A 20,499-nucleotide genomic window follows, 5' to 3' on the forward strand; every position below is an offset into this window, starting at 1 on the left:
GGCGTACCCGGGGAGTTACCCCGAGCCTTGCGAAATCGAGTGTCGCGTTTGTCGGTGTCCCGCATAGTGGGTGGCGCGAACTGTCGGCACTGCGTTCCCGAGGAGTCACCCCATGCCCGAATCCGTGCAGGACACTGTGGATTTCATTGTTGTTGGAGCCGGGTCGGCGGGGGCCGCGGTGGCGGCGCGGTTGAGTGAGCGGGACGGGGTCGGGGTGGTGGTGTTGGAGGCGGGGTCGGCCGACAAGGACAAGTTCATTCGGATTCCGGCCGGATTCTCCAAACTGTTTCAAGGGGTCAACGACTGGAACTACCGCACCGAGCCGCAGACCGCGCTCGGCGGGCGGCGGGTCTACTGGCCGCGCGGCAAGATGCTCGGCGGCTCCTCCGCCATGAACGCCATGATGTGGGTGCGCGGGTTCGCCGCCGACTACGACGACTGGGCGCGCGCGGCCGGGCCCGCCTGGTCGTTCCAGGAGGTGCTGCCGTACTTCCGGCGCATGGAGCACGTGGAGGGCGCGAGCGGCGACGAGGAAGGCGGCGACGGGCCGCTGCACATCTCCAGGCAGCGCAGCCCGCGCCCGCTCACCCGCGACTTCCTAATAGCCGCGACCGAGGCGGGGTACGCCGTCGAGCGCGCCAATGCCGCTGTGCCACAAGGGTTCTCCGAAACCATGGTGACACAGAAGCGGGGTGCGCGGTGGAGCACCGCCGACGCCTACCTGCGGCCCGCGCTGCGGCGGCGGCGCGGCCTCGAGGTGCGCACCGACGCGCACGTCACCCGCATCCTGTTCGAGGGCGAGCGGGCCGTCGGCGTCGAATACCGGCGCGACGGGCGGACGCATCGGCTGCACGCGCGGCGTGAGGTGATCCTGAGCGGCGGCGCGATCAACACCCCGCAGCTGCTCATGCTGTCGGGGGTGGGCGATCGGGAACAGCTGTCCGGCTTGGGGATTCCGGTGGTGCACCACAGCCCCGAGGTGGGACGGAATCTGCGGGACCATCTGGTCGCGCCCATCGTCTACCGCACCCGCGCGGGGAGTCTGTTCACCGCCGAACGCATTCCGGAGCTGGTGAACTATCTGCTGCGGCGGCGCGGAATGCTCACCTCCAATGTGGGCGAGGCGTACGGCTTCGTGCGCAGCCGCGACGAACTCGAGCTGCCCGACCTGGAACTCATCTTCGGTCCCGCCCCCTATGTCGGGGAGGGCCTGCTCGAACCCGTCGGGCACGCCATCACCCTCGGCGCGATCCTGCTGCGGCCCGCCAGCAGCGGAACCATCACCCTCGGCTCCACCGACCCGTTCACCGCACCCCGCATCGATCCCCGCTACTGCACCGATCCCGAGGGGCTCGACCGCGCCGCCCTGCTCGCCGGACTGCGCACGTGCGTCGACCTCGCGCACATGCCCGCGCTGAAACAGCACATCGGGGACCTCATGCAACCCGACGTCCCCGCCGACACCCCCACCGACGAGATCCTGCGCCGCTGCCTCGAGGACCACTCCCACACCCTCTACCACCCGGTCGGCACCTGCCGCATGAGCACCGACGACACCGGCGTCGTCGACCCCGAACTCCGCGTCCGCGGCCTCCAGGGCCTCCGCATCGCCGACACCTCCGTCATGCCGATCATCATCCGCGGCCACACCCACGCCCCAGCGGTCCTCATCGGAGAGAAAGCGGCCGACCTGATCACGCGATAGCGCACCCACCGGTCGGTTGCGCGCGCTGCCCAGCGCTCATCCGGGCGTGACGACCGACCTCACCGCGCGGGCACCCCGGGGGTGCCTGAAATCGGGCTCGGCAATCGAGCAGAGGTTCGCGGATCGCGCATCTCGGAAAACGCATCTCGGAACAAGACACTGCTCACACCTCACCAACCGTGACAACTGATCTCGCATGGCGCGGGTAACTCCCCGGGTACGCCCAGAATCGGCTCGGCGCCCGACCGCTGGCACGCGTGCACGACGGTCGACGGCACTCAGCCGCGCGCTGAAGTCCCGGAGAGGCGGCACAGTCCCGGAGAGGCGGCACAGCACAGCACGTGGCGAAGGGTGGGTCGGCGCTGCCATGATGGAGCGCGATGCCCGCATACGTACCCCCGGAACCCAAGCGGCCCGCGCCGCCCGTGCGCAGGAAGCCGAGCGCCCGCGACAAGGTGCTCGGCCCGATGCGCGCTGTCGTCGACCGGGGACCGCTGTCCGCGCCGACGCTGCGGTGGGGGCTGCTGGCGGTCGCGGTCGGGGCGATGGTGGCCGCGCTGGTGACGCTGTTCGTCAGCGGGTTCGACCACGGGAAGGTGGAGGCGCACAGCCCGTCCGGGCCGCAGCCGACCGGGGCGGTGGCGGGCGCGGCCTTCGGGACCGCCAAGACCGGCGACTGCCTGACCTGGAGCAAGGCCGACGCCAGCGACCTGCAGAAAGTGGATTGCGGCAGCAAGCACCTGTTCGAGGTGACCGCGGACATCGACCTGAGCAAGTACCCGGGACGCGAATTCGGGGCCGGATCCCGCTTCCCGGATTCGCTGCGCTTCACCGAACTGCGCGACGAGCACTGTGTCAGCGCCGCGCAGCGCTATCTCGGCGGCAAGTTCGATCCGCGCGGCAAGTTCGTGGTCGGCCTGATCAATCCCGGCGAACCGGGCTGGACGGCGGGTGAACGCACCCTGCGCTGTGGGCTGCAGGTCGCGTCGAGCACAGGCTCGGCCGCGTACGCCACCACCGGCAGCATCCGTGAACGCGATCAGTCCAAGGTCTACGAGGTCGGCGCCTGCGTCGGCATCAACCGGAATCTGCCCACCGATCAGGTGGACTGCACGCAGCCGCACGCCTTCGAGATCGTCTCCACCGTCGACCTCGGCGCCCACTTCACCGACGGTCCCCCGGCCGCGGAGGATCAGGACAAGTACATGGAGGAGCGGTGCGCCACCGACTCCACCGCGTACCTCGGCTCCCCCGAAGCGCTGCGCAACAAGACCCTCACGCTGTTCTGGGACTTCCTCGACACACGCAGCTGGCTGGCCGGCAGCCGCAGCCTCAACTGCATGCTCGGCAAGGGCTCGGATCAGGGTTTCGCGGCCATCACCGGTTCGGCGCGCGGCGACATCCTAATCGACGGACAGGCCCCCGTGCCGCCGCCGAACAACGGCCGCTACACCCCGCCGCCGCTGCCCGGCGCGGCCCCGCCGAACCTGCCGCCGCCGCGGTGATCGGGTAGCGCATGCCGGTGACCATGTCCGACGACCGCTTCGAGGAGCTCGTCGGCGACGCCCTCGACCTGATTCCGCCCGAACTGGCCAAGGCCATCGACAATGTGGTGATTCTCATCGAACCCCGCAGCGCCGAGGATCCGCATCTGCTCGGGCTGTACCACGGGATAGCCCTCACCGATCGGGACTTCAGCCACTACGGCGGCGCATTGCCGGACACCATCACCATCTACCGCGAGGCCATCCTGGACATGTGCCACACCGAAGAAGAGGTGGTGGAGGAGGTGGCGATCACAGTGATTCACGAGATAGCGCACTATTTCGGGATTGACGACGACCGCCTTCATCAGCTGGGATGGGGCTGACGCCGTAGGTGTGCTCCAGATTTGCTGGAACCGATAGCGCCCGCGGTGCGTCCAATCTCTCGTAGGGGGCCGTCGGGTCTCCGGGGGCAGCTGGCGGAAGGAGCGCTCGAGCATGGTTGGCCACGTCCTGGTGCAGCCGGAGGTCGTTCTCGCGGCAGCCGCCGAACTCGATCTGCTGGCCGAGCGGCTGGCGGCGGTCGCCACGGCGGCCGGACCGACCACCCACGTCCTGCCGTCCGGCACCGAAGAGGTGTCGCTGCTGGCGGCCGGACACTTCAACCACGCCGCGCTGAGCCATGACCGGGCGATCGCGCAGGGTGTGCTGGAACTGCACCACGCCGCCGCGACGCTACGCGCGCAACTGGCCCAGTACCTCGCGCAGGACGCCATCCGCGCGGTCGGCATAGCCTCGATACCGGTGTAGGGGGACCGATGACGCTGGGTATCACCGGAGTGTTCTGGCTGCCGCGCATGGCCGAGGTCAACTCGGTCACGCTCAACGCGGGCGCGCACGCCATTCCGATCGCCGCCGCCTCCACCTCGTGGAGCGCCATCACCGCCGCCTGGGTGGACGCCACCACCACCGTGGCCCGCGTGATGGCCGAGATCGGCGTCGGATTGCAGGGCATCAACGGACTCAATGTGCTGGGACGGCTGGGCGGATTCACGGTGTGGGCCGAACAGCAGGGCGTGATGGCCGCGACCCTTGCCGCCAAGACCGCCGCCAACGCCACCGCGTACACCGTGGCGTCCATCGCCATGCCGAGCCTGCCGGAGATCGCGGCCGTGGAGGCCGCGCGGATCGCCGCCCACTCCACCGGCGGTGCGCTCAACGGCAGCGCGCAGGCCGCCGAGGCCGCCAAACTGGCCCTGGACATCCGGGCCGCGCTGGTCATGGAGACCTACGAGGCCGCCACCACCGCCATCGTCACCACGCCCGGTGAATTCCTGATGCCGCCGCCCATCGCCATGGGCGCGGGGTCGGCCGATCCGGCCGCCGCCGCGCAGTCGTTCGGCGACAGCGGCAATCCGGTGCAGACGGCGCTGGCCGCGGCGGCCGCGCTCGCCAACAATCCCGGGGTGATGAGCGCGGTCTCGCAGGCCGCGCAGTTCGCCGGAAGTGTGGCGACCACCGGCGTGAGCACGGCGGGCAATGTGGCGGGCACGGCGATGTCCGCCGTGGGCACCGCGCTGCAGTCCGGGAACGGTGTGAGTTCGATGCCGGTGACGGCCGGGGGCGGCGCCGCCGCGGCGGTCGGCATCGGCGGTATGGCCGCGGCGACGCACGCGGTGTCCTTCGGCGGGGGCGGCGGCACCGTGAGCATCGGCAATGGCGCGGGCAGCCTGCGCGTACCGGAGGGCTGGGGCGCGAGCGGCGGATTCGGCGCGGGCGCGCCGACGGCTGCCGCGCCCGGCGGCGAGACGGCCGCCGCCCGCGCGGAGGCCGCCGCGCCGGTGCGTTCGAATACCGCCGGCAGTCCGCTGCTGGGCGGTCAGGCCCGCGACGACGAGGAGCAGGCCCGGGAGGGCAGCGGTTACGGCCGCTCGGCCGACCACTTCGCCGACGGCCGGGTCATCGCGCCCGCCGTTATCGGAGCCACGCCGGAGCCCGCCGAGTGACCGTGCTCGGCGCGGGCCGCGGACCGTCCCTGCTGGGGGCGGTCACCCTGTCGCTGGACGAGATGCAGTGCCTGCTGGAGACCTTGGCGCTCGACGACATGCCGGTGGTGCTGGACGCCGTGGGCCGCTACGACACCGCCGCCGCGCACGACCGCGCCATGGCGGCGGCCGCCGCCGGTCTGGCCGACCGCGACCTGCTCGTCGATGACGAGGTGCATCCCGAACTGGCCGAACGGCTTCGAGTGCTGAACCGGCCGCACTGGGAGGTGGCGGCCCGCTGGTACGTGGGTGCGTCGATCCATCGTCTGTGCCTCGCCAAGGGCGACGATATCGAGGTGATCGCCCTGCGCGGCCCCGACTCCTACGTCCTCGACCAGGCGGGACACGATCTGCCCGGCACCGTCATGGTCGCCCTCGGCCCCGCCGAGCCGCTGGAACTGGCGGGGATGAACGCGCCCACCGCGGATCTGGTCCCCATCTTCGACGACACCGGCGACGCCGCCGCCACGGCCGAACGCCTTGCCCGCGTGGGTGATCCACCTCGCGACGCCGCCACCCTGGCCGCGGCGCTGGTGCAGGTGCACTCGTACGCCGAGATCGTCGCGGTCGTCCACGGCGACGGCACCCGCGATATCGCCCCCGACCACATGGCCGTCTTCAACACCCGGCACGGCCGCTTCCTCGCCACCACCAGCCCGGCCGACGACGGCGTCCGGTGGACCGCCCTCAGCACCGGCACCCCGGCCCGCTTCCGCGCCGCGCTACAGCACCTCATGGCGGATCTGCCACTGCGCCAGGAGTTCCGGCCCACCGCTGCCCCGTGAACGGCAGGGCGACGACCCTGCCGAAGTACACCCGCGCAGCAGTCAACGGGACCGGCGTGGTGCGACGGTACCGACCCGCATCCGCGCCGGAGGCCGTGCCGAGAACACGACATACCACTCCCGCCGTCGGCACCGCAGTGGATGGATCGTGGACGAGCTGCCACGCTTTCCAGATCCTGGCGTGTCGCGTGCCCGCGATCGTGTTCCGCGCCGTTGCGACGCCGCAGCCGACCGCCGGTTGGGCATGGGGCGGTGCCCCGGGCCGTCTGGAGGTCGGTGCGTCGATCGGCGCGGCTAATACTCCGATTCGGTGCGCCGGTCAGCCCATCGGGTCGTCGCCGGTCGGGGAAGTATTCTCGCCGAAGGGCGGGGTGTAGCGGCCCCAGCGGGTGCAGGTCCAGCCGCCGTCGGGGGTGGGCAGCAGTTCGATGGTCTCGGTGTTGTCGAGGTGATTGTTGGCCGCGAAAAGCCTTGGGATTCCCGTGAGTTCGCGGGAGACCAGGCGCATGGCGGCGCCGTGGCTGACCACCACGATATCGGTGGAATCGGCACTCGTGAGGTATTCCGCGCGCAGCTGTTCCAGGGTGGGGACGTAGCGGGAGAGCACGTCGTGGCCGGATTCGCCGCCGGGGACGCGGGCGGACAGGTCCCCGGCATGCCATTTGTGGTAGATGCCCTGGAAGATCAGGTGCGCGGCAGTCGAATTCGAGCCCTCCAGCTCACCGAGCTGCACCTCCTGCAGATCGGCCAGCACCTCGAGGCCGACGCCGGTCGCCTCCTCGATGTAGCCGCCGGTCTGGCGGGCGCGCAACGCTTCCGAGGAGAACAGCCGCCGCGGCGGCACCGTCAGTGTGGAACCGAATGTTTTCGCCTGCGCCACACCGCGTTCGGTGAGCGGTAGGCCCGGCACCTTGGTGTCGAGGATCTTGGCGACATTGCCCTCGGTCTCCCCGTGCCGCACCAGGATGAGTTTGCCCGTCACAGGTCCGCCACCCCCTTCTTCAGATCGGCAAGCCAGGCCGCCGCGGGTTCGTCCGGCGGCGGCGGTGCGCCGGTCGCCGAGGTCGCGGGCCAGGAACCGAGGTAGCGGATCCGAGCGGCGGTACGGTGCAGCGCCTTGAGCGCCTCGGCGACCGCGGTGTCGTCGATATGTCCGACGCAGTCCAGGTAGAAACGGTAGGTGCCCATACCGGTACGGGTGGGCCGGGATTCGATGCGCGTGAGGTCGATGCCCCGCGTGGCGAATTCGGCGAACGCGCGCATGAGCGAACCCGGCTTGTTGGCCAGTTCCAGCACGATGGAGGTGCGGTCCGCGCCGGTCCGGCGCGGCGCGGCCTGTGGGCGGCTCACCAGCACGAAGCGGGTGACGGCCTGATCGTGGTCGGCCACGCCGTCGGCGAGCACCGCCAGGCCGAGCCGCTCCCCCGCCAAGGCGGTGGACACGGCCGCGTCGGCGTGCCCGTTCGCCACATCCTCGGCGGCCGCCGCATTGGAGGCGGAGGTGTAGGGCCGTGCGTCCGGCATCCGGTGCGCCAGCCACATCCGCACCTGTGCCGCCGCCACCGGATAGGCCGCGACGGTGCGCACCTGCGCCAACTCGATGCCCGGGCGGCCCAGAATGGTGAAGGCCACGTCGAGTTCGGTCTCGGCGATGATCTGCAGGCGCGGTCCGACCGCGAGGGCGTCCAGCGTGGGCGCGATCGAACCCTCCACGGAACTCTCGATGGGCACCACCGCGGCCACCACGTCCCCGGCCCGGACGAGTTCGATGGCCGCCCCCTGACTGGACGCGGCGACACGCTCGACCGGTCCGTCGAAGGCTCCGGCGGACTCGAGTTTCGCGAGGGCCATCTCGGTGAAGGTTCCCGACGGCCCGAAGTAGGCGATACGCGGCACGATAACGAGATTACTTGCGTGCGCGTCCGCACTTCACCGATTGCCGGTCGAGGCCGACGGATCACCCGCCCGCATCAGCGGACCGGCGGGCCACCGTCCCCGGGAATGGGAAGGCGGCGTCCCGGCGCGGCCGTTCCGCGCGGGTACTGCGGACTGGATTCGCGGCACCGGCGGCGGCCGTCCGTGGTCAAGCGGTCGGAGCGTCGCCGGTCAGTACGGTGAGCGCCGCGGTCACGGCGTCCTGGTTTCCGGTTTCGATGGCGAGCAGCACCTCGCGCAGCGCCGCCACGGCGGGCGGTTTCAGGCCGGTCAGGAAGTCGATGTCGGGGTTCGCCAGCGCGCTGTGGATGTCCTCGCCCATGAGCGCGGCGACGGTTGCCGCGATGATGCCGACCGCGCGCTCGCCGGAGTCGGTGCGGGCCACGAATCCGGAGTCGGAGTGGGCGACGCGCACCAGGAATTCGGCGACGGCCGCATCGGAGGCCGTCAGATCCACCACCTCGATCTCGGGATGCACGGGGCCGACAGGCCGCACCAGATCGTCGGTCAGACCGCGTTCGGGGCGGGGTGGCACCGACAGGGTGAGCGGGATCGGCTCGGGTGCGGGCGAATCGTGCGACACCCGACTCACGGTAGCGGCCGCCACGCCGTCGGAAGCACGTTCCCGCTTGCGTTGGCGACCTACGTCACTTAGCTTAGGTTTACCTAATTCATCCTGGAGGTGTGTATGCCCCACCCGGCACCGGCCGCTGTCGCCCCCAATACCGCCGAACGTGTGCACAGCGCCTGCGCCCATGCCGAACAGGCCATGCTGGCCCTGCCCGGCCTGGACCCCATCCCCACCGCGGTGCATCTGCTCCGGCAGTGCGGGGATGCCGTCATCGCCGTACCCATGACCTCCACGGCCGCCATGCTCACCGCCAACTCCGGGACCACCGGCTCCCCCGCCGTCCTCGAACTCACCGACCACGCACCCCTGGTGCTGCGCGAACCGGTGCGCGCACTGGTCTGGCTGCGCGGCTGGGTGCGCGCCGTGCCCGCCCACGCCCAGCGCGCCCTGGCCACCCATGTCGCCGAGGACCATCCGCACCCCAACCTGCTCGACGTCGGCCACACCACCACCCTGCTGCGCCTGGTGGTCGACTCCGCCGTGGTCGCCGACACCACCGGGGCCGAATCGGTGTGCCGCGACGGACTGCGCGCCGCCCGGCCCGATCCCTTCTGCGGTATGGAGGCGGCCTGGCTGCAGCACATGCAGGCCGACCACGCCGACGTCATCGCGCAGCTGGCCCGCCGCATCCCCGCCCACCTGCGCCGCGGGCACATCCACCCGCTCGCCATCGACCGCTACGGCATCACGCTGCGCATCGAGGCCGTCGACCGCGACCACGATGTCCGCCTGCCCTTCGACCATCCCGCCGACGACGTCGACGCGCTCAGCCGAGCCGTGCGCGCGCTCGCGGGCTGCGCCATGCGCTCCTCGGCCGCACGGCTGCGGCGGACCATCGACTAGCGCTCCGCACCTGGTCACCGCATACGCGGCGGCTGTCGGCCGACGCCGCGCGCCGTCGCGCGCATAGATTTGCCCCATGGTTCCCGCCGCATCCGCACCCCTGTGGCCGGCGCCCGCCTCCGATCGGGAGCAGCGGGCGATACGGCTCGAGATCGCCGTCGTCCTGGTCATCACCTTCGGGCTGAGCGGAGCGAGCGCGGCGCTGTCACTGCTGGAGAGCGCGCTGTCCCCGGGTGGGGTCGGGGGCCAGACGGTGGCCTTGAACGCGCCGCGCGCCGCGCAGTCGCTGATCGACCTGCTGTTCCAGCTGTTGAGCGTGGCACGGCTGCTGGGCTGGGCGGCACTGGGCCTGTATCTGCTGTGGCGCAGCGGAATCGGGCCGCGCGCCCTCGGCCTGCTGCGCGTGCGCTGGCGCGCCGACATCGTGCCGGGACTGGTACTGGCGGCGGTGATCGGAATCCCCGGGCTGGCGCTGTATCTGGTGGCGCACGCGCTCGGGGTGAGCGTGACCATCGTGCCGAGTTCGCTGGAGCATTGGTGGCGGCTGCCGGTGCTGGTGCTGTCGGCGTGGGCGAATTCGGCGGCCGAGGAGATTCTCGTGGTCGCCTATCTGATCACGCGATTGCGTGCGCTGGGCTGGTCGGAGAACCGGTCGCTGCTGGCCTCGGCGCTGCTTCGGGGCAGCTATCACCTGTATCAGGGTCTGGGCGGCGGCGTCGGGAATCTGGTGATGGGTGTGATCTTCGGCCGCTACTGGCAGCGGACCGGACGGCTGTGGCCGCTGCTGCTGGCGCACGCGCTGATCGACACGGTGGCCTACATCGGCTACACCTTCCTGCGCGGACACGTCTCCTGGCTGCCGTGACCACATCGACGTGACCACATCGAGATGAACCGCTTTCGAGCGTGAATAAGTACAGTCTCAAGTGATGAACGGCGACGACCCTCGGCACGATGCACGGATGCGCCGCGAGTCGCCGCCGCGCAGGGCAGGCGAATCTCCGGCATATCCGCGGCAACCCCACCCCGGCGAGGCCCGCTGGGGCAGTCCGGCACCGCGGCGACAACCGCCACGGCAACAGCCGGCGCGACAACAACCGGCACGGCAACAGCCACCGCCGCAACAACCGGCACGACGGCAGGCACCGCGTGGACCGCGGCCTGAGGACCGGCGCGAACCACCCGGCGGCCCCGCCGTGAACCGCACCCGCCGCATGCCGCGCAACGAGCCCGAACCCGCGCTGGCGTGGTCCCAGGTACCGCCGCCGAAGTCCGAGGTACCGCCGCCGAAACAGCCCCCGCCGCGGCAGTCGCGGCGCGCCCCCGACGCGGGTGCGCCCACCCATGCGCCGACCCAGCGCCCGGTCCCCCATCGTGCGGCGTCCCCGCCACCGCCCGCGTCGCCACCGCGCGCCACCCGCGGTCGCGGTGCCCGACCACCGCGCGGGCCGCGGCCGAAACGCAAGCGGCATTGGGGTCGCTGGCTGCTGGCGCTGCTCGTGCTCCTGGTGAGCCTCCCCATCGCGGCGGCGTTCTATGTGGAGAACAATCTGGTCCGCATCGACGCCATCACCGATTACGACGATCGGGTGGGCGACACGCCCGGGACGAATTGGCTGCTGGTCGGTTCCGACAGCCGCGCCGGGCTGACCCCCGAGCGCGAACAGGAGTTGGCGACCGGCGGCGAGGTCGGTTCGGAGCGCACCGACACCATCATCCTGGTGCACATGCCACGGTCCGGTCGGCCGACCCTGGTGAGCCTGCCGCGCGATTCGTACGTGAGCATTCCGGGCTACGGCCGGGACAAGCTCAATGCCGCGTTCTCCTTCGGCGGCGCGCAATTGCTCACGCAGACCGTGGAAATCGCGACCGGCCTGCACATCGACCATTACGCGCAGATCGGATTCGGCGGCTTCGCCGACGTGGTAGACGCGGTCGGCGGTATCGACATGTGCCTGCCGAATCCCATCGACGATCCGCTGGCCGGAATCGACCTGCCCGCCGGATGCCAGCGGCTGAACGGTGCGCAGGCACTGGGTTTCGTGCGCAGCCGCGCCACCGCGCTGGCCGATCTCGACCGCATGAACAATCAGCGGATGTTCATGGCGGCACTGCTGAAGAAGGCCACCGCGACAAGCACTCTCGTCAATCCGTTCCGAGCGTGGCCGCTACTGCGGGATACGACGAAGTCCCTGCGGGTCGATCAGGGTGCGCATGTGTGGGATGTAGCACGTCTGGGCTGGGCGCTGCGCGACGATCCGGTAGCCACCACGGTGCCGATCGGCGGCTTCACCGATACCGCGAGCGGCAACGTGCTGCTCTGGGACAAAACGAAAGCGTCGCAGTTCTTCGAGGCTTTGGCGGCCGACGAGCCGATTCCCGACGAGCTGCTGACACCGGGCATTTAGGGCATCCTTGGTGAGGCAATACTTGCCTCAATAAGGCCGTCCTCAATAAGGCTGCACTTGGATGACACGCGCTGTGACCAGGGTTAATGTCATGTCTATGTCCAGCCACGCCAAGTCCCAGCGCAGCAAGTTCCACGCCCTGCTGCACGATCAGATCCGGAATGAATTCAACGCCGAACACCAGTACATCGCAATGGCGGTGTGGTTCGACAATGCCGATCTGCCCGTGCTGGCCAAGCATTTCTACAAGCAGGCCGTCGAAGAGCGCAATCACGCGATGATGATCGTGCAGTACTTCCTCGATCGGGATATCAACGTCGAATTGTCCGACGTCGACGCCCCGAAGGCGCAGTTCGCCAATGCGAAGGAAGCGTTGCAGCTCGCGCTCTCCCAGGAGCAGGCGGTGACCGAGCAGATCGTCCAGCTCGCCAGCACCGCCCGGGAAGAGGGCGACTACCTGGGCGAACAGTTCATGCAGTGGTTCCTGAAGGAGCAGGTCGAGGAGGTCGCCCATATGAAGACCCTCGTCAATGTCGCCGAGCGGGCGGCCGCGAATCTGTTCGATCTGGAGAATTTCGTCGCACGCGAGATGAGTTCGCCGTCGGATGCCTCCGGCGCCCCGTCCACCGCGGGCGGTCATCTGTAAAGCGGTGCCCCGAGTACGGCAGGCCCGGTCCCTTGCGCTGGACCGGGCCTGCCGTTCGTCTCCCGAGGGAGATCGGTCACTCGGCGCTCAGGGAGCCGAGCAGACCGGTGATGATTTCGAGAATCGCGTCCATGGTTTTCCTCATCTCTTGCTTCGGCGAGAAGATCCTCACCTCCCCCGACCTTCCGGGGTGATGAGAACCTAACCGAGAGCCAGGTTAGAAATGAGGGTTTTTCAAAAAATTCCCCAGGAAATTTCGCGCGTCAGCGCAAGGTGACCTGACGCGAACGCAGACCATCGCGCGAGCGGCGTTCCGCACTCGTCAGCGGTTCGTCCACCGCCAGCGCCTCGACCAGTCGCGCACCGAATTCCGTTGCCCCCGGCACCCATTCGCTGGCGTGCCGCTCGCGGTCCAGATCGAAGACCGGCACCAGCAGGCCGTGGGTCCGGAACGACCCCGCGAACCGCGACCCCTCACCCAGGTGCAGGTTCCCGGCCGCGTGCAGCCGGGCCAGGGCCAGCATCAGGGCGTCCTCGTCCTCCGGACGCACCCAGCGCAGATGCGCCTTCTCACCGGCGTCCACCCACCAGGCCGCGCCGATGGCGTCCCCGCCCAACTCCAGCCGCGCCGACGGCATGATGGCCTGATTCGCCTGCTCGATGGTGGCGGCCACCTGCGGGTCCGGGGTGACGCCCGCCGGCACCCACCAGTTGAAGTCCTGATGCACCGTCAGATCCAGCGCCGCACCCGGATCCAGCACCTCGGCCAGGCTCGGCGCGCCCTCGGCACTGGTGGCGGCCAACGACTCCCCCGGCTCCGCCGACTGGGTCCACAGAATCGCGGCGGCCAGATCCGCGGCCGGATCACCGGACTGGAACTGCACCTGCACACCCACGAACCCGGTCGGCTCGTCCCCGGCGCGCACCAGCGCCGACACCGCGCCCGGCAGTACGGTCGCGAGGGTGACGGGGCGTTCGGCGGCGACATTCGCCGACAGCTTCAGCGTGGCGGTCGCCGACGGCACGAACTCCCGTAGCGCCACCAGATCGCATTCCGCGGCCAAGCCTTCGAACGGCCGCGTCACCACCGACGCCGCCCGCTCCTGCGCCGCCCGGCGCTCGGCCAGCTTCGCCTGCCGATTGCTCCCCGGCTTGGGACTGTTGCGCTTGCTCTTACCCATGAGGCGGCAGCGTAGCAGGAAGGGGCGGGTTTCCCCGTTTTGACCTGCGTAGATGCCTGAAATCGAGGGCGGCGTCGATACGGCCGCGAGACCGCGGCCGCCGGGATCGTGGTGGTGCGGGGACGACGAGGGCCCGCGAACCTCGGCGGTTCGCGGGCCCTCGCAGGTCACAGCGAGTCGGCTCAGCCGAAGATGAGGCCCTTGCCCTGGGAGACGGCGCGAGCGAAGCGCTCCTGCACGTCCTCCCAGTTGACGACGTTCCAGAACGCGGTCACGTAATCGGCCTTGACGTTCTTGTACTGCAGGTAGAAGGCGTGCTCCCACATGTCGACCTGCAGCAGCGGGATGATGCCCAGCGGGACGTTGGCCTGCTGGTCGTACAGCTGGAAGGTCAGCAGCTTCTGGCCCAGGGTGTCGTAACCCAGGACGGCCCAGCCGGAGCCCTGCAGACCGTTGGCCGCGGCGGTGAACTGCGCGCGGAACTTGTCGAACGAACCGAACTGGTCGTCAATGGCGGCGGCCAGCTCGCCGACCGGCTTGTCGCCACCGTTGGGGGAGAGGTTCTTCCACCAGATGGAGTGGTTCACGTGGCCACCCAGGTGGAAGGCCAGGTTCTTCTCGTACAGGAAGATCGCGCCGTGGTCGCCCTTCTCGCGGGCCTCCTCCAACTTCTCGAGCGCGGTGTTCGCGCCCGCGACGTAGGCGGCGTGGTGCTTCGAGTGATGCAGTTCGTTGATCTGCCCGGAGATGTGGGGCTCCAGGGCGCTGTAGTCGTAATCCAGATCTGGCAGCGTGTACTCAGCCACGATGTCCCTTCCTCAGTGTCGGGGCCGTGTGCCCTCGGTGTGTAGAGCGCACCCAACCATCATTCGTACACCCGCTCGGTTGCAACCGGGGGCGCTCCCCCCTGATTCCGGCGCCGGTCGATAATCCCAGCAAGTGGACGGTGCCCGCGCAGCACCGGCGCAAACAGGCCCCGCTTCGGGCCGAGACTGCTGCCGTAGCATCGAACCCATGTCGTGGTACGACGAACTCGTAGCCCGCATACGACTGCCGCAGGCCGTGCCGGTGACGCCGGAGCAGGCGTTGCCCGGCCGTGCCGAACCGCTGGTCGTCCCGGAGCGACATTTCGTCAACGGACATCCGCTGAAACCACCCTTCCCCGCGGGTACGGAGGTCGCGGTGGTCGCCATGGGCTGTTTCTGGGGTGCGGAGCAGGGCTACTGGCTGCACGACGGCGTGCACAGCACCGCCGTCGGATACGCCGGGGGCTATACGCCCAACGCCACCTACGAGGAGGTGTGTTCGGGGCGCACGGGGCATACCGAGGCGGTGTTGGTCGCGTTCGACCCCGAGGTCGTCGACTACACGGGAATTCTGCGGTGGTTCTGGGAGAACCACGATCCGACCCAGGGCATGCGGCAGGGCAACGACCGCGGCACGCAGTACCGCTCGGCCGTCCTGACTCTGGACGACCGGCAGGCCGACATCGCGCACGAGACCGCGGCGGCGTATCAGGAATGTCTGACCGCGGCCGGGTACGGCAGCATCACCACCGAGATCGCCGCGCTACCGGATCTGTCCGCGTTCTACTACGCCGAGGGCTATCACCAGCAGTATCTGGCGAAGAACCCCGGCGGCTACTGCCCCGACCACGGCACCGGCGTGCGGTGCCCGATCGGCCCGGGCACATAGGTCGTCGCGCGGAACTGCGCCCGGCTACAGCGCCGGCACGATATCCGGCCGCATGGTGCGGGGATCGCACCTGTCGTGCGCTTCCCACCACCGCATGCCGCCCGCGATGAAATCCGCGACCGGGATCTCGTGGCCGTGGCAGTCCTGGATGCTCACCCGGTCGAACCACACGCGGATATCGAGTTCGCGCGGGTCGATGCCCTCCTCCTGGGAGAACTCGAGGATGTGCGCGCCCTCGCCCGCACCGAGCACGGTGTCGAAGCTGAGCAGTTCCCGCCACAGCGCCCAGCTGCTGTCGTCGAGGTCGAAGAACTCCCAGCCGTGCAGTGCGCCGCCGCCGAAGCTGCGCACCGCGTCACCGAGCGTCTCGAGGGTGGCGGGCAGGATTTCCGGCTCCAGGTCGTCCCACTGCTGGCGGCGGAAGGAGGCGGCGACCCGGCTGACGCCGGAGAGGGTGAGGAAAACCGCGCAGTCGGCGGGCGGTGGCCCGTCCAGCGGCAAGGTCAGCACATCGAGTTCGAGCCGTAGCCGAGCATTTGCCGGTTCGACCTGTATACCGAGGCAGGTCGCCTCGGACAGGGCGGTGTTGAGTCCGTTGGTGTCCAGAGTGTCGAGTAGCCCCCTGCTCGTATCCATGGTCCGAGGCTACCGAAAGTGCCTGCGTGAACCGGGGATTTTCGTTTTTGTGCGGTGTTGTCGTTTTTTACGGTTCCACCGGGAACCGATCGTTCCGGTGCTGCGTCGAAAGAGATATCCGGCCGAACGCTCCGGCACGTGGAGGGGACCTACCGGGGCGCTCGGCCGGACATTCCGGACAGGTCTCGACCTGTGGATCAGGTTGTGGATTATGTGGATAACCTGCCGCTCGACCGGAATGGAACTCCCCCGCCGCCGCGCCCCCGTGGCAGGATCGACAGGGTGACGAGCCCCGACATCCCCTCGGTACCGATCGACGCCGTGCCCGCGGAGTTCGACGCCGCCGAGCCGTGGGGCACGACCGACAGCGTGCCCGCCGTCCTGCTCGACGTCCGTGAGCCCGACGAGTGGCGGCTCGGCCACGCGCCGGGCGCCATCCACATCCCCATGGTCGACGTCCCGGCGCGCACCGACGACATCGATATCGACGCCCAGGTGTACGTGATCTGCCGCCAGGGCGGTCGCTCGATCCAGGTGGCCCAGTACCTCGAGCACATCGGCTACGAGGTCCTGCACGTCTCCGGCGGCATGGTCGCCTGGCAGCAGGCGGGCCGTCCGCTCACCGGCGACGACGAGCAACAGGCGAAGATCTACTAGATGAAGGGGGGACACGTCCGGTGAGTTCCGTTCCGCGATCGCCGGCGCGATCGCCGGTGGTGCAACCCTGCGCCCGCTGCGGCGCGCGCTGGGCCGTGCAGGGCACGCCGCTGCACTGGTGTCCGCGCTGTCACGGCGTGTTGCTCTCGCCCGCGCCCGTCGACGCCCCGCCCGCCCGCCGCAACTACCGGTGGGTGGCCCGGCCGCCCGGCCGCCGCAAGTCCCCCGCGCCCGGCCCGCGCCGCTCCGGCTCGTGGGAGACCCCGCACTACACCCGGATCCCGCGCTGGGGGCTGCGCGACGTGCCGCCGCAGCCCGCCGTCGCCCCGGCCGGGCGCTGGGACCGGCTCGCCGCCCGGGTGCCGCTGCTGTTGACCGTGACCGCCGGTGTGTTCCTCGCCGCCGGACTCGCCGAACTGGGCCGCTACGGCATCCTGCTGCGCAATCGCACCCGACTCATCGAACCGTGGCTGCTGGCGCTCTCCGACGCGCTCGTCTACACCACCGCCCTGGCCGCCCTGCTGCTGGCGCTGGTGAGCGCGGTCGCGGTGGTCGGACGGCTCGCCGATCTCCGGCGCGCCGCGTACGCCGAGGCCGGGCAACGGGATCCGCGGTCGTCGCTCATGCTGGCCCTGGGCTGTCTGGTCCCGGTCGCGAATCTGCTGTGGCCCGGCGTCTTCCTCACCGAGGTGGCGCGGCGGCGCGCGGATCCGCGGCTGCTGCGGGCCGTCCGGATCTGGTGGGGTGTCTGGATCGGCAACGCCGTCATGGTGTTCGGCGCGCTGCTGTGGCGGCTGCCGGATTCGCTGCAGGCCGAGGCCGACGGCGTGCTGTGGACCGCCGTCACCGACCTGGTCGCCGCGGGCGTGGCCGTGCTGACGCTCTGGGTGTTGCGCGGCTGCGAGGGGCTGGATGTGCTCGGACGCCCGCGCGCCGGGCACCGCTGGACCGTGGCGACGGCCCCGGCCGAACCCGTCATCGAGCCGGTGCGGCCGGGCGGTTCCGCCGAACGCGCGCCGCACGCCGCCGTCGGGAATGATGAGGCCACCGTGAGTGCACCGGCCGGTGAGCCCCAAAACCCGGACGGTTCGCCGGAATTCGAGCATGAGGAGGTATTGGCGAAGTGAGCCGGGACAGTCGTGCGCCGTTCGTGGTCGCGCATCGGGGCGCATCGGCGGCGAAACCCGAACACACCCTCGCCGCATACGAACTCGCACTCCAGGAGGGCGCCGACGGCGTCGAATGCGATGTGCGACTGACCAAGGACGGCCAGCTGGTGTGCGTGCACGACCGCACCGTCGACCGCACCTCCTCCGGCACCGGCGCGGTCAGCGAGATGACCCTCGCCGAACTCGAGGCCCTCGACTTCGGGGCGGACGGCGAGCCCGCCGCCGTGCTCACCCTCGCCCAGCTCATCGAGCTGGTGCTGGACTGGAAGAGCCGCCCCACCAAACTCTTCATCGAGACCAAGCATCCGGTCCGGTACGGCGCGCTGGTGGAGACCACGCTGTTGAACGAATTGCAGCGCTACGGCATCGCCACCCCCGCCTCCGCCGACCATTCCCGCGCTGTGGTCATGTCCTTCGCCGCGACCGCCGTCTGGCGCATCCGCCGCGCCGCGCCGCTGCTCCCGACGGTGCTTCTCGGTGAGTCGTCGCTCTATCTCTCCGGCGGTGCGGCCACCACGGTGGGCGCGACGGCCGTCGGACCCTCGGTGCGCACCCTGCGCGAACACCCCGACCTGGTGGACAAGGCCGCCGCGGCGGGCCGCGCCACCTACTGCTGGACCGTCGACGACGCCGACGACGTCCAGCTCTGCGCCGACCTGGGCGTCAGCTGGGTCGCGACCAACCATCCGGGCCGCACCAAGGGCCTGCTGACGGTCTAGCTCGGCCGCCCCGCGACGGTCCGTGCCGCCGGTTACCCGCCGGCGTGCCCGTCTGCTAGCAATCTCTGGTACTTGTGTGCCAGTTGAGTTCCCGGGCAACCTGGGTATCCCTACAGGTAGGACGGGCAGGGCCGCCCCGATTTCGGGTCTCGGGAGGCAGAGATGAATACGAACGACCACATCGGCGTGACGCCGTTCCAGGCGCGCGGAGCGCTGCGGGGTTTCCTGATTTCCGGGCGGTGGCCGGATTCCACCAAGGAGTGGGCGCAACTGCTGGTGTTGGCCGTGCGGGTGGCCAGCCTGCCGGGGCTACTGCCGACCACGACGGTGTTCGGGACCCGGGACGACCTGCCCGACGATCCGGAACCCGGCACGGTGGGGCTGGTGCTGGCCGAGGGGCCGGTGCTCGGCGACGAGGCATTGCAGCCGGGACGGTTTGCCGAGCATGTGCCATCGGCCTTGCTCATGCTGCATCCGCCGCGCGAGACGCGGCCGTCGCTGCCCGAACTGGCGGGCGCGGCTTCGGGCTGCGTGCTGCTGCCGGGGGTGCCGCATCTGGGGCTGGAACATCGCGCGGCCTGGGTGGAGACCGATTGCGACGGCGTGGTGACCTCCATGGTTTCGCGGGTGGGCGTCGATCCGATCAGCGACCCCGACACCGCGGTTCTGGCCATGCTGCTGGCCGCGTGAGGGTTCCCGAAACCACCGGGCAGGACTCCCAAACTTATTGCGCGCATTGCGATTTCGATTACGTCGGGTTGGCGGCGGGCGGTTTGCCGGGGTAGAGTGGCCGACAGCGAAGGGGAGTAGCCCCCAATCGCGCAGTCGACATACTGGTCCCGTCGCGGATCCGGCTGCGGGAACCGGAATTCCGGTGGGCGAGACCTTCGGCCGATGACAACCGATCCGAATTACCGGTGCGGTGTCGGCTGAAGAGCTCTGTGTCGTTCAGCCGACAGGCCGGAGCCCTGGGAGCCTGAACGATGATCACCACCGTGTTGCTGAGTTTCGGCGCACTGTTCCTCGCCGAACTGGGCGACAAATCGCAACTCATGGCGCTGACCTTCGCGCTGCGCTACCGCTGGTGGGTGGTGCTGAGCGCGATCGCCACCGCGAGCGTGGCCGTGAATCTCATGGCCGTCGGGGTGGGCCACTTCCTCGGCACGGCGCTGCCGACCGAGCTGATCTCGCTGCTCGCCGCCGTCATCTTCCTGGCCGTGGGCCTGTGGACGCTGCGCGACGTGCTGCCCGCACCGGCCGCCGACGACCCCGGCACGGCGACCACCCGGCCCACCTCGCGCTCGGCGTTCTTCGTGGTGCTGTCCGCGTTCATGTTGGCCGAACTCGGCGACCGCACCATGTTCGCGACCATGGCGCTGGCCACCGACCGGGGCTGGCTGGCGGTGTGGATCGGCTCGGTGGTCGGCATGGTGGCGGCGGGCGCGCTGGCCATCGCCATCGGCGTCACCGTGGGCAGGCATATTCCCGAACGTGCCATCGCCACCTGCTCCGGCCTGCTGTTCCTCTACTTCGGCGGGCTGACGCTACTGGGCACCGTGACGCGGCTGGGTCCCGCGGCCACCGCGCTCGCCGCCGCCGTACTACCCGCCCTGGCCGGGCTCGTGCTGCTGATCCTGCGCCAGCGGCGTGCCGAACAAGTCCCCGCTGCGGGCGACCAGGTCGAGCATGGGCTCCCGCAGGTCGTGCAGTCCCTCGATGTCGTCGGTGGCGATACACGCGGTGACCATGGAGCTCAGGGCCGCCACCAGGGTCTGGCAGGCGAATAGCTGCTGTTCGGTTTCCGCGCCCAGCACGTCGCCGACGATGGCGACGAAGGTCTCCTGCAGGCTGGTGCGGCGGTGGATGGCCTCGCTGCCGACCGCGTAGACCTCGACCAGGAACAGCCGGGCGTAGGCGGGGTGCGCGGACAGTCCGTCCAGGTAGGAGGTGAGCAGCCGCT

The 20,499-nt window shown here is 70.0% G+C and carries 22 protein-coding genes; 16 read left to right on the forward strand and 6 right to left on the reverse strand.

What is annotated here, in order from left to right:
• Window positions 1–112: 112 nt before the first annotated feature.
• From FOH10_RS30975 to FOH10_RS31000, 6 genes are all read left to right on the forward strand, one after another.
• The gene (locus FOH10_RS30975) at window positions 113–1,705 is read left to right on the forward strand and encodes a GMC family oxidoreductase (protein ID WP_143983325.1); all 1,593 of its coding nucleotides are present in this window, start codon (window positions 113–115) and stop codon (window positions 1,703–1,705) included.
• Window positions 1,706–2,172: 467 nt separating this feature from the next.
• On the forward strand, window positions 2,173–3,210 hold the full coding sequence (locus FOH10_RS30980; protein WP_143984423.1) for a septum formation family protein: 1,038 nt from the start codon (window positions 2,173–2,175) through the stop codon (window positions 3,208–3,210).
• An 11-nt stretch (window positions 3,211–3,221) separates the two neighbouring features.
• On the forward strand, window positions 3,222–3,575 hold the full coding sequence (locus FOH10_RS30985) for a metallopeptidase family protein (RefSeq protein ID WP_029930464.1): 354 nt from the start codon (window positions 3,222–3,224) through the stop codon (window positions 3,573–3,575).
• A gap of 112 nt (window positions 3,576–3,687) precedes the next feature.
• On the forward strand, window positions 3,688–3,999 hold the full coding sequence (locus FOH10_RS30990; protein WP_029930465.1) for a PE family protein: 312 nt from the start codon (window positions 3,688–3,690) through the stop codon (window positions 3,997–3,999).
• A gap of 8 nt (window positions 4,000–4,007) precedes the next feature.
• Entirely contained in the window at window positions 4,008–5,195 is a 1,188-nt protein-coding gene (locus FOH10_RS30995) for a PPE domain-containing protein (RefSeq protein WP_143983326.1), read from the forward strand.
• Window positions 5,192–6,019, forward strand: coding sequence for an ESX secretion-associated protein EspG (locus FOH10_RS31000; protein WP_186000635.1), 828 nt, complete (start codon window positions 5,192–5,194; stop codon window positions 6,017–6,019). The genes FOH10_RS30995 and FOH10_RS31000 overlap by 4 nt, the downstream gene beginning before the upstream one ends.
• 319 nt (window positions 6,020–6,338) lie before the next feature.
• Here the strand turns inward: FOH10_RS31000 and FOH10_RS31005 are convergent, their stop codons facing one another.
• The 3 genes from FOH10_RS31005 to FOH10_RS31015 all read right to left on the reverse strand — a co-directional run bounded on the left by FOH10_RS31005 (window position 6,339) and on the right by FOH10_RS31015 (window position 8,537).
• A complete protein-coding gene (locus FOH10_RS31005) occupies window positions 6,339–7,001 on the reverse strand; it encodes a histidine phosphatase family protein (protein WP_143983327.1) in 663 nt (220 codons plus the stop codon).
• Complete coding sequence (gene pheA, locus FOH10_RS31010; RefSeq protein ID WP_143983328.1) at window positions 6,998–7,915, reverse strand: prephenate dehydratase; 918 nt, start codon at window positions 7,913–7,915, stop codon at window positions 6,998–7,000. Before pheA ends, FOH10_RS31005 begins: the two co-directional genes overlap by 4 nt.
• A 187-nt stretch (window positions 7,916–8,102) precedes the next feature.
• On the reverse strand, window positions 8,103–8,537 hold the full coding sequence (locus FOH10_RS31015; RefSeq protein ID WP_143983329.1) for a hypothetical protein: 435 nt from the start codon (window positions 8,535–8,537) through the stop codon (window positions 8,103–8,105).
• Window positions 8,538–8,642: 105 nt separating this feature from the next.
• Between FOH10_RS31015 and FOH10_RS31020 the strand changes: the two genes are divergently transcribed.
• From FOH10_RS31020 to FOH10_RS31035, 4 genes are all read left to right on the forward strand, one after another.
• The gene (locus FOH10_RS31020; RefSeq protein ID WP_029930471.1) at window positions 8,643–9,428 is read left to right on the forward strand and encodes a DUF2470 domain-containing protein; all 786 of its coding nucleotides are present in this window, start codon (window positions 8,643–8,645) and stop codon (window positions 9,426–9,428) included.
• A 76-nt stretch (window positions 9,429–9,504) separates the two neighbouring features.
• The gene (locus tag FOH10_RS31025; RefSeq protein WP_143983330.1) at window positions 9,505–10,293 is read left to right on the forward strand and encodes a CPBP family intramembrane glutamic endopeptidase; all 789 of its coding nucleotides are present in this window, start codon (window positions 9,505–9,507) and stop codon (window positions 10,291–10,293) included.
• Window positions 10,294–10,624: 331 nt separating this feature from the next.
• Window positions 10,625–11,836, forward strand: a complete 1,212-nt coding sequence (locus tag FOH10_RS31030; protein WP_244961449.1) for an LCP family protein — start codon at window positions 10,625–10,627, stop codon at window positions 11,834–11,836.
• A gap of 97 nt (window positions 11,837–11,933) precedes the next feature.
• Window positions 11,934–12,482, forward strand: a complete 549-nt coding sequence (locus FOH10_RS31035; RefSeq protein WP_029930474.1) for a ferritin — start codon at window positions 11,934–11,936, stop codon at window positions 12,480–12,482.
• Window positions 12,483–12,745: 263 nt separating this feature from the next.
• Here FOH10_RS31035 and FOH10_RS31040 read toward each other — a convergent pair whose 3' ends face one another.
• Window positions 12,746–13,663 (reverse strand): DUF5926 family protein, encoded by a 918-nt coding sequence (locus FOH10_RS31040; protein WP_039808254.1) that lies wholly within the window; start codon window positions 13,661–13,663, stop codon window positions 12,746–12,748.
• A gap of 182 nt (window positions 13,664–13,845) precedes the next feature.
• Window positions 13,846–14,469 (reverse strand): superoxide dismutase, encoded by a 624-nt coding sequence (locus FOH10_RS31045; RefSeq protein ID WP_029930476.1) that lies wholly within the window; start codon window positions 14,467–14,469, stop codon window positions 13,846–13,848.
• Window positions 14,470–14,677: 208 nt separating this feature from the next.
• On the opposite strand from FOH10_RS31045, the gene msrA reads away from it, so the two are divergent.
• Window positions 14,678–15,358, forward strand: a complete 681-nt coding sequence (msrA, locus tag FOH10_RS31050; protein WP_143983332.1) for a peptide-methionine (S)-S-oxide reductase MsrA — start codon at window positions 14,678–14,680, stop codon at window positions 15,356–15,358.
• 24 nt (window positions 15,359–15,382) lie between these two features.
• Here msrA and FOH10_RS31055 read toward each other — a convergent pair whose 3' ends face one another.
• Window positions 15,383–15,994 carry a hypothetical protein gene (locus FOH10_RS31055; protein WP_143983333.1) on the reverse strand — a complete coding sequence of 204 codons (612 nt, stop codon included), beginning with the start codon at window positions 15,992–15,994 and terminating at the stop codon, window positions 15,383–15,385.
• A 282-nt stretch (window positions 15,995–16,276) separates the two neighbouring features.
• Here FOH10_RS31055 and FOH10_RS31060 point away from each other — a divergent pair, with 282 nt between their 5' ends.
• The 5 genes from FOH10_RS31060 (at window position 16,277) to FOH10_RS31080 (ending at window position 20,326) form a co-directional block, all read left to right on the forward strand.
• Window positions 16,277–16,651, forward strand: a complete 375-nt coding sequence (locus FOH10_RS31060; RefSeq protein WP_143983334.1) for a rhodanese-like domain-containing protein — start codon at window positions 16,277–16,279, stop codon at window positions 16,649–16,651.
• A gap of 56 nt (window positions 16,652–16,707) precedes the next feature.
• A complete protein-coding gene (locus FOH10_RS31065) occupies window positions 16,708–17,778 on the forward strand; it encodes a DUF4328 domain-containing protein (protein ID WP_244961450.1) in 1,071 nt (356 codons plus the stop codon).
• Window positions 17,775–18,539 carry a glycerophosphodiester phosphodiesterase gene (locus tag FOH10_RS31070; protein WP_143983335.1) on the forward strand — a complete coding sequence of 255 codons (765 nt, stop codon included), beginning with the start codon at window positions 17,775–17,777 and terminating at the stop codon, window positions 18,537–18,539. Before FOH10_RS31065 ends, FOH10_RS31070 begins: the two co-directional genes overlap by 4 nt.
• Window positions 18,540–18,701: 162 nt before the next feature.
• Window positions 18,702–19,229, forward strand: a complete 528-nt coding sequence (locus FOH10_RS31075) for a hypothetical protein (RefSeq protein WP_029930482.1) — start codon at window positions 18,702–18,704, stop codon at window positions 19,227–19,229.
• Between the two features lie 293 nt (window positions 19,230–19,522).
• The gene (locus tag FOH10_RS31080) at window positions 19,523–20,326 is read left to right on the forward strand and encodes a TMEM165/GDT1 family protein (RefSeq protein ID WP_143983336.1); all 804 of its coding nucleotides are present in this window, start codon (window positions 19,523–19,525) and stop codon (window positions 20,324–20,326) included.
• Window positions 20,327–20,499 lie beyond the last annotated feature (173 nt).

Source organism: Nocardia otitidiscaviarum (genome assembly GCF_007362295.1).
In the GTDB taxonomy this organism is placed as follows: domain Bacteria; phylum Actinomycetota; class Actinomycetes; order Mycobacteriales; family Mycobacteriaceae; genus Nocardia; species Nocardia otitidiscaviarum.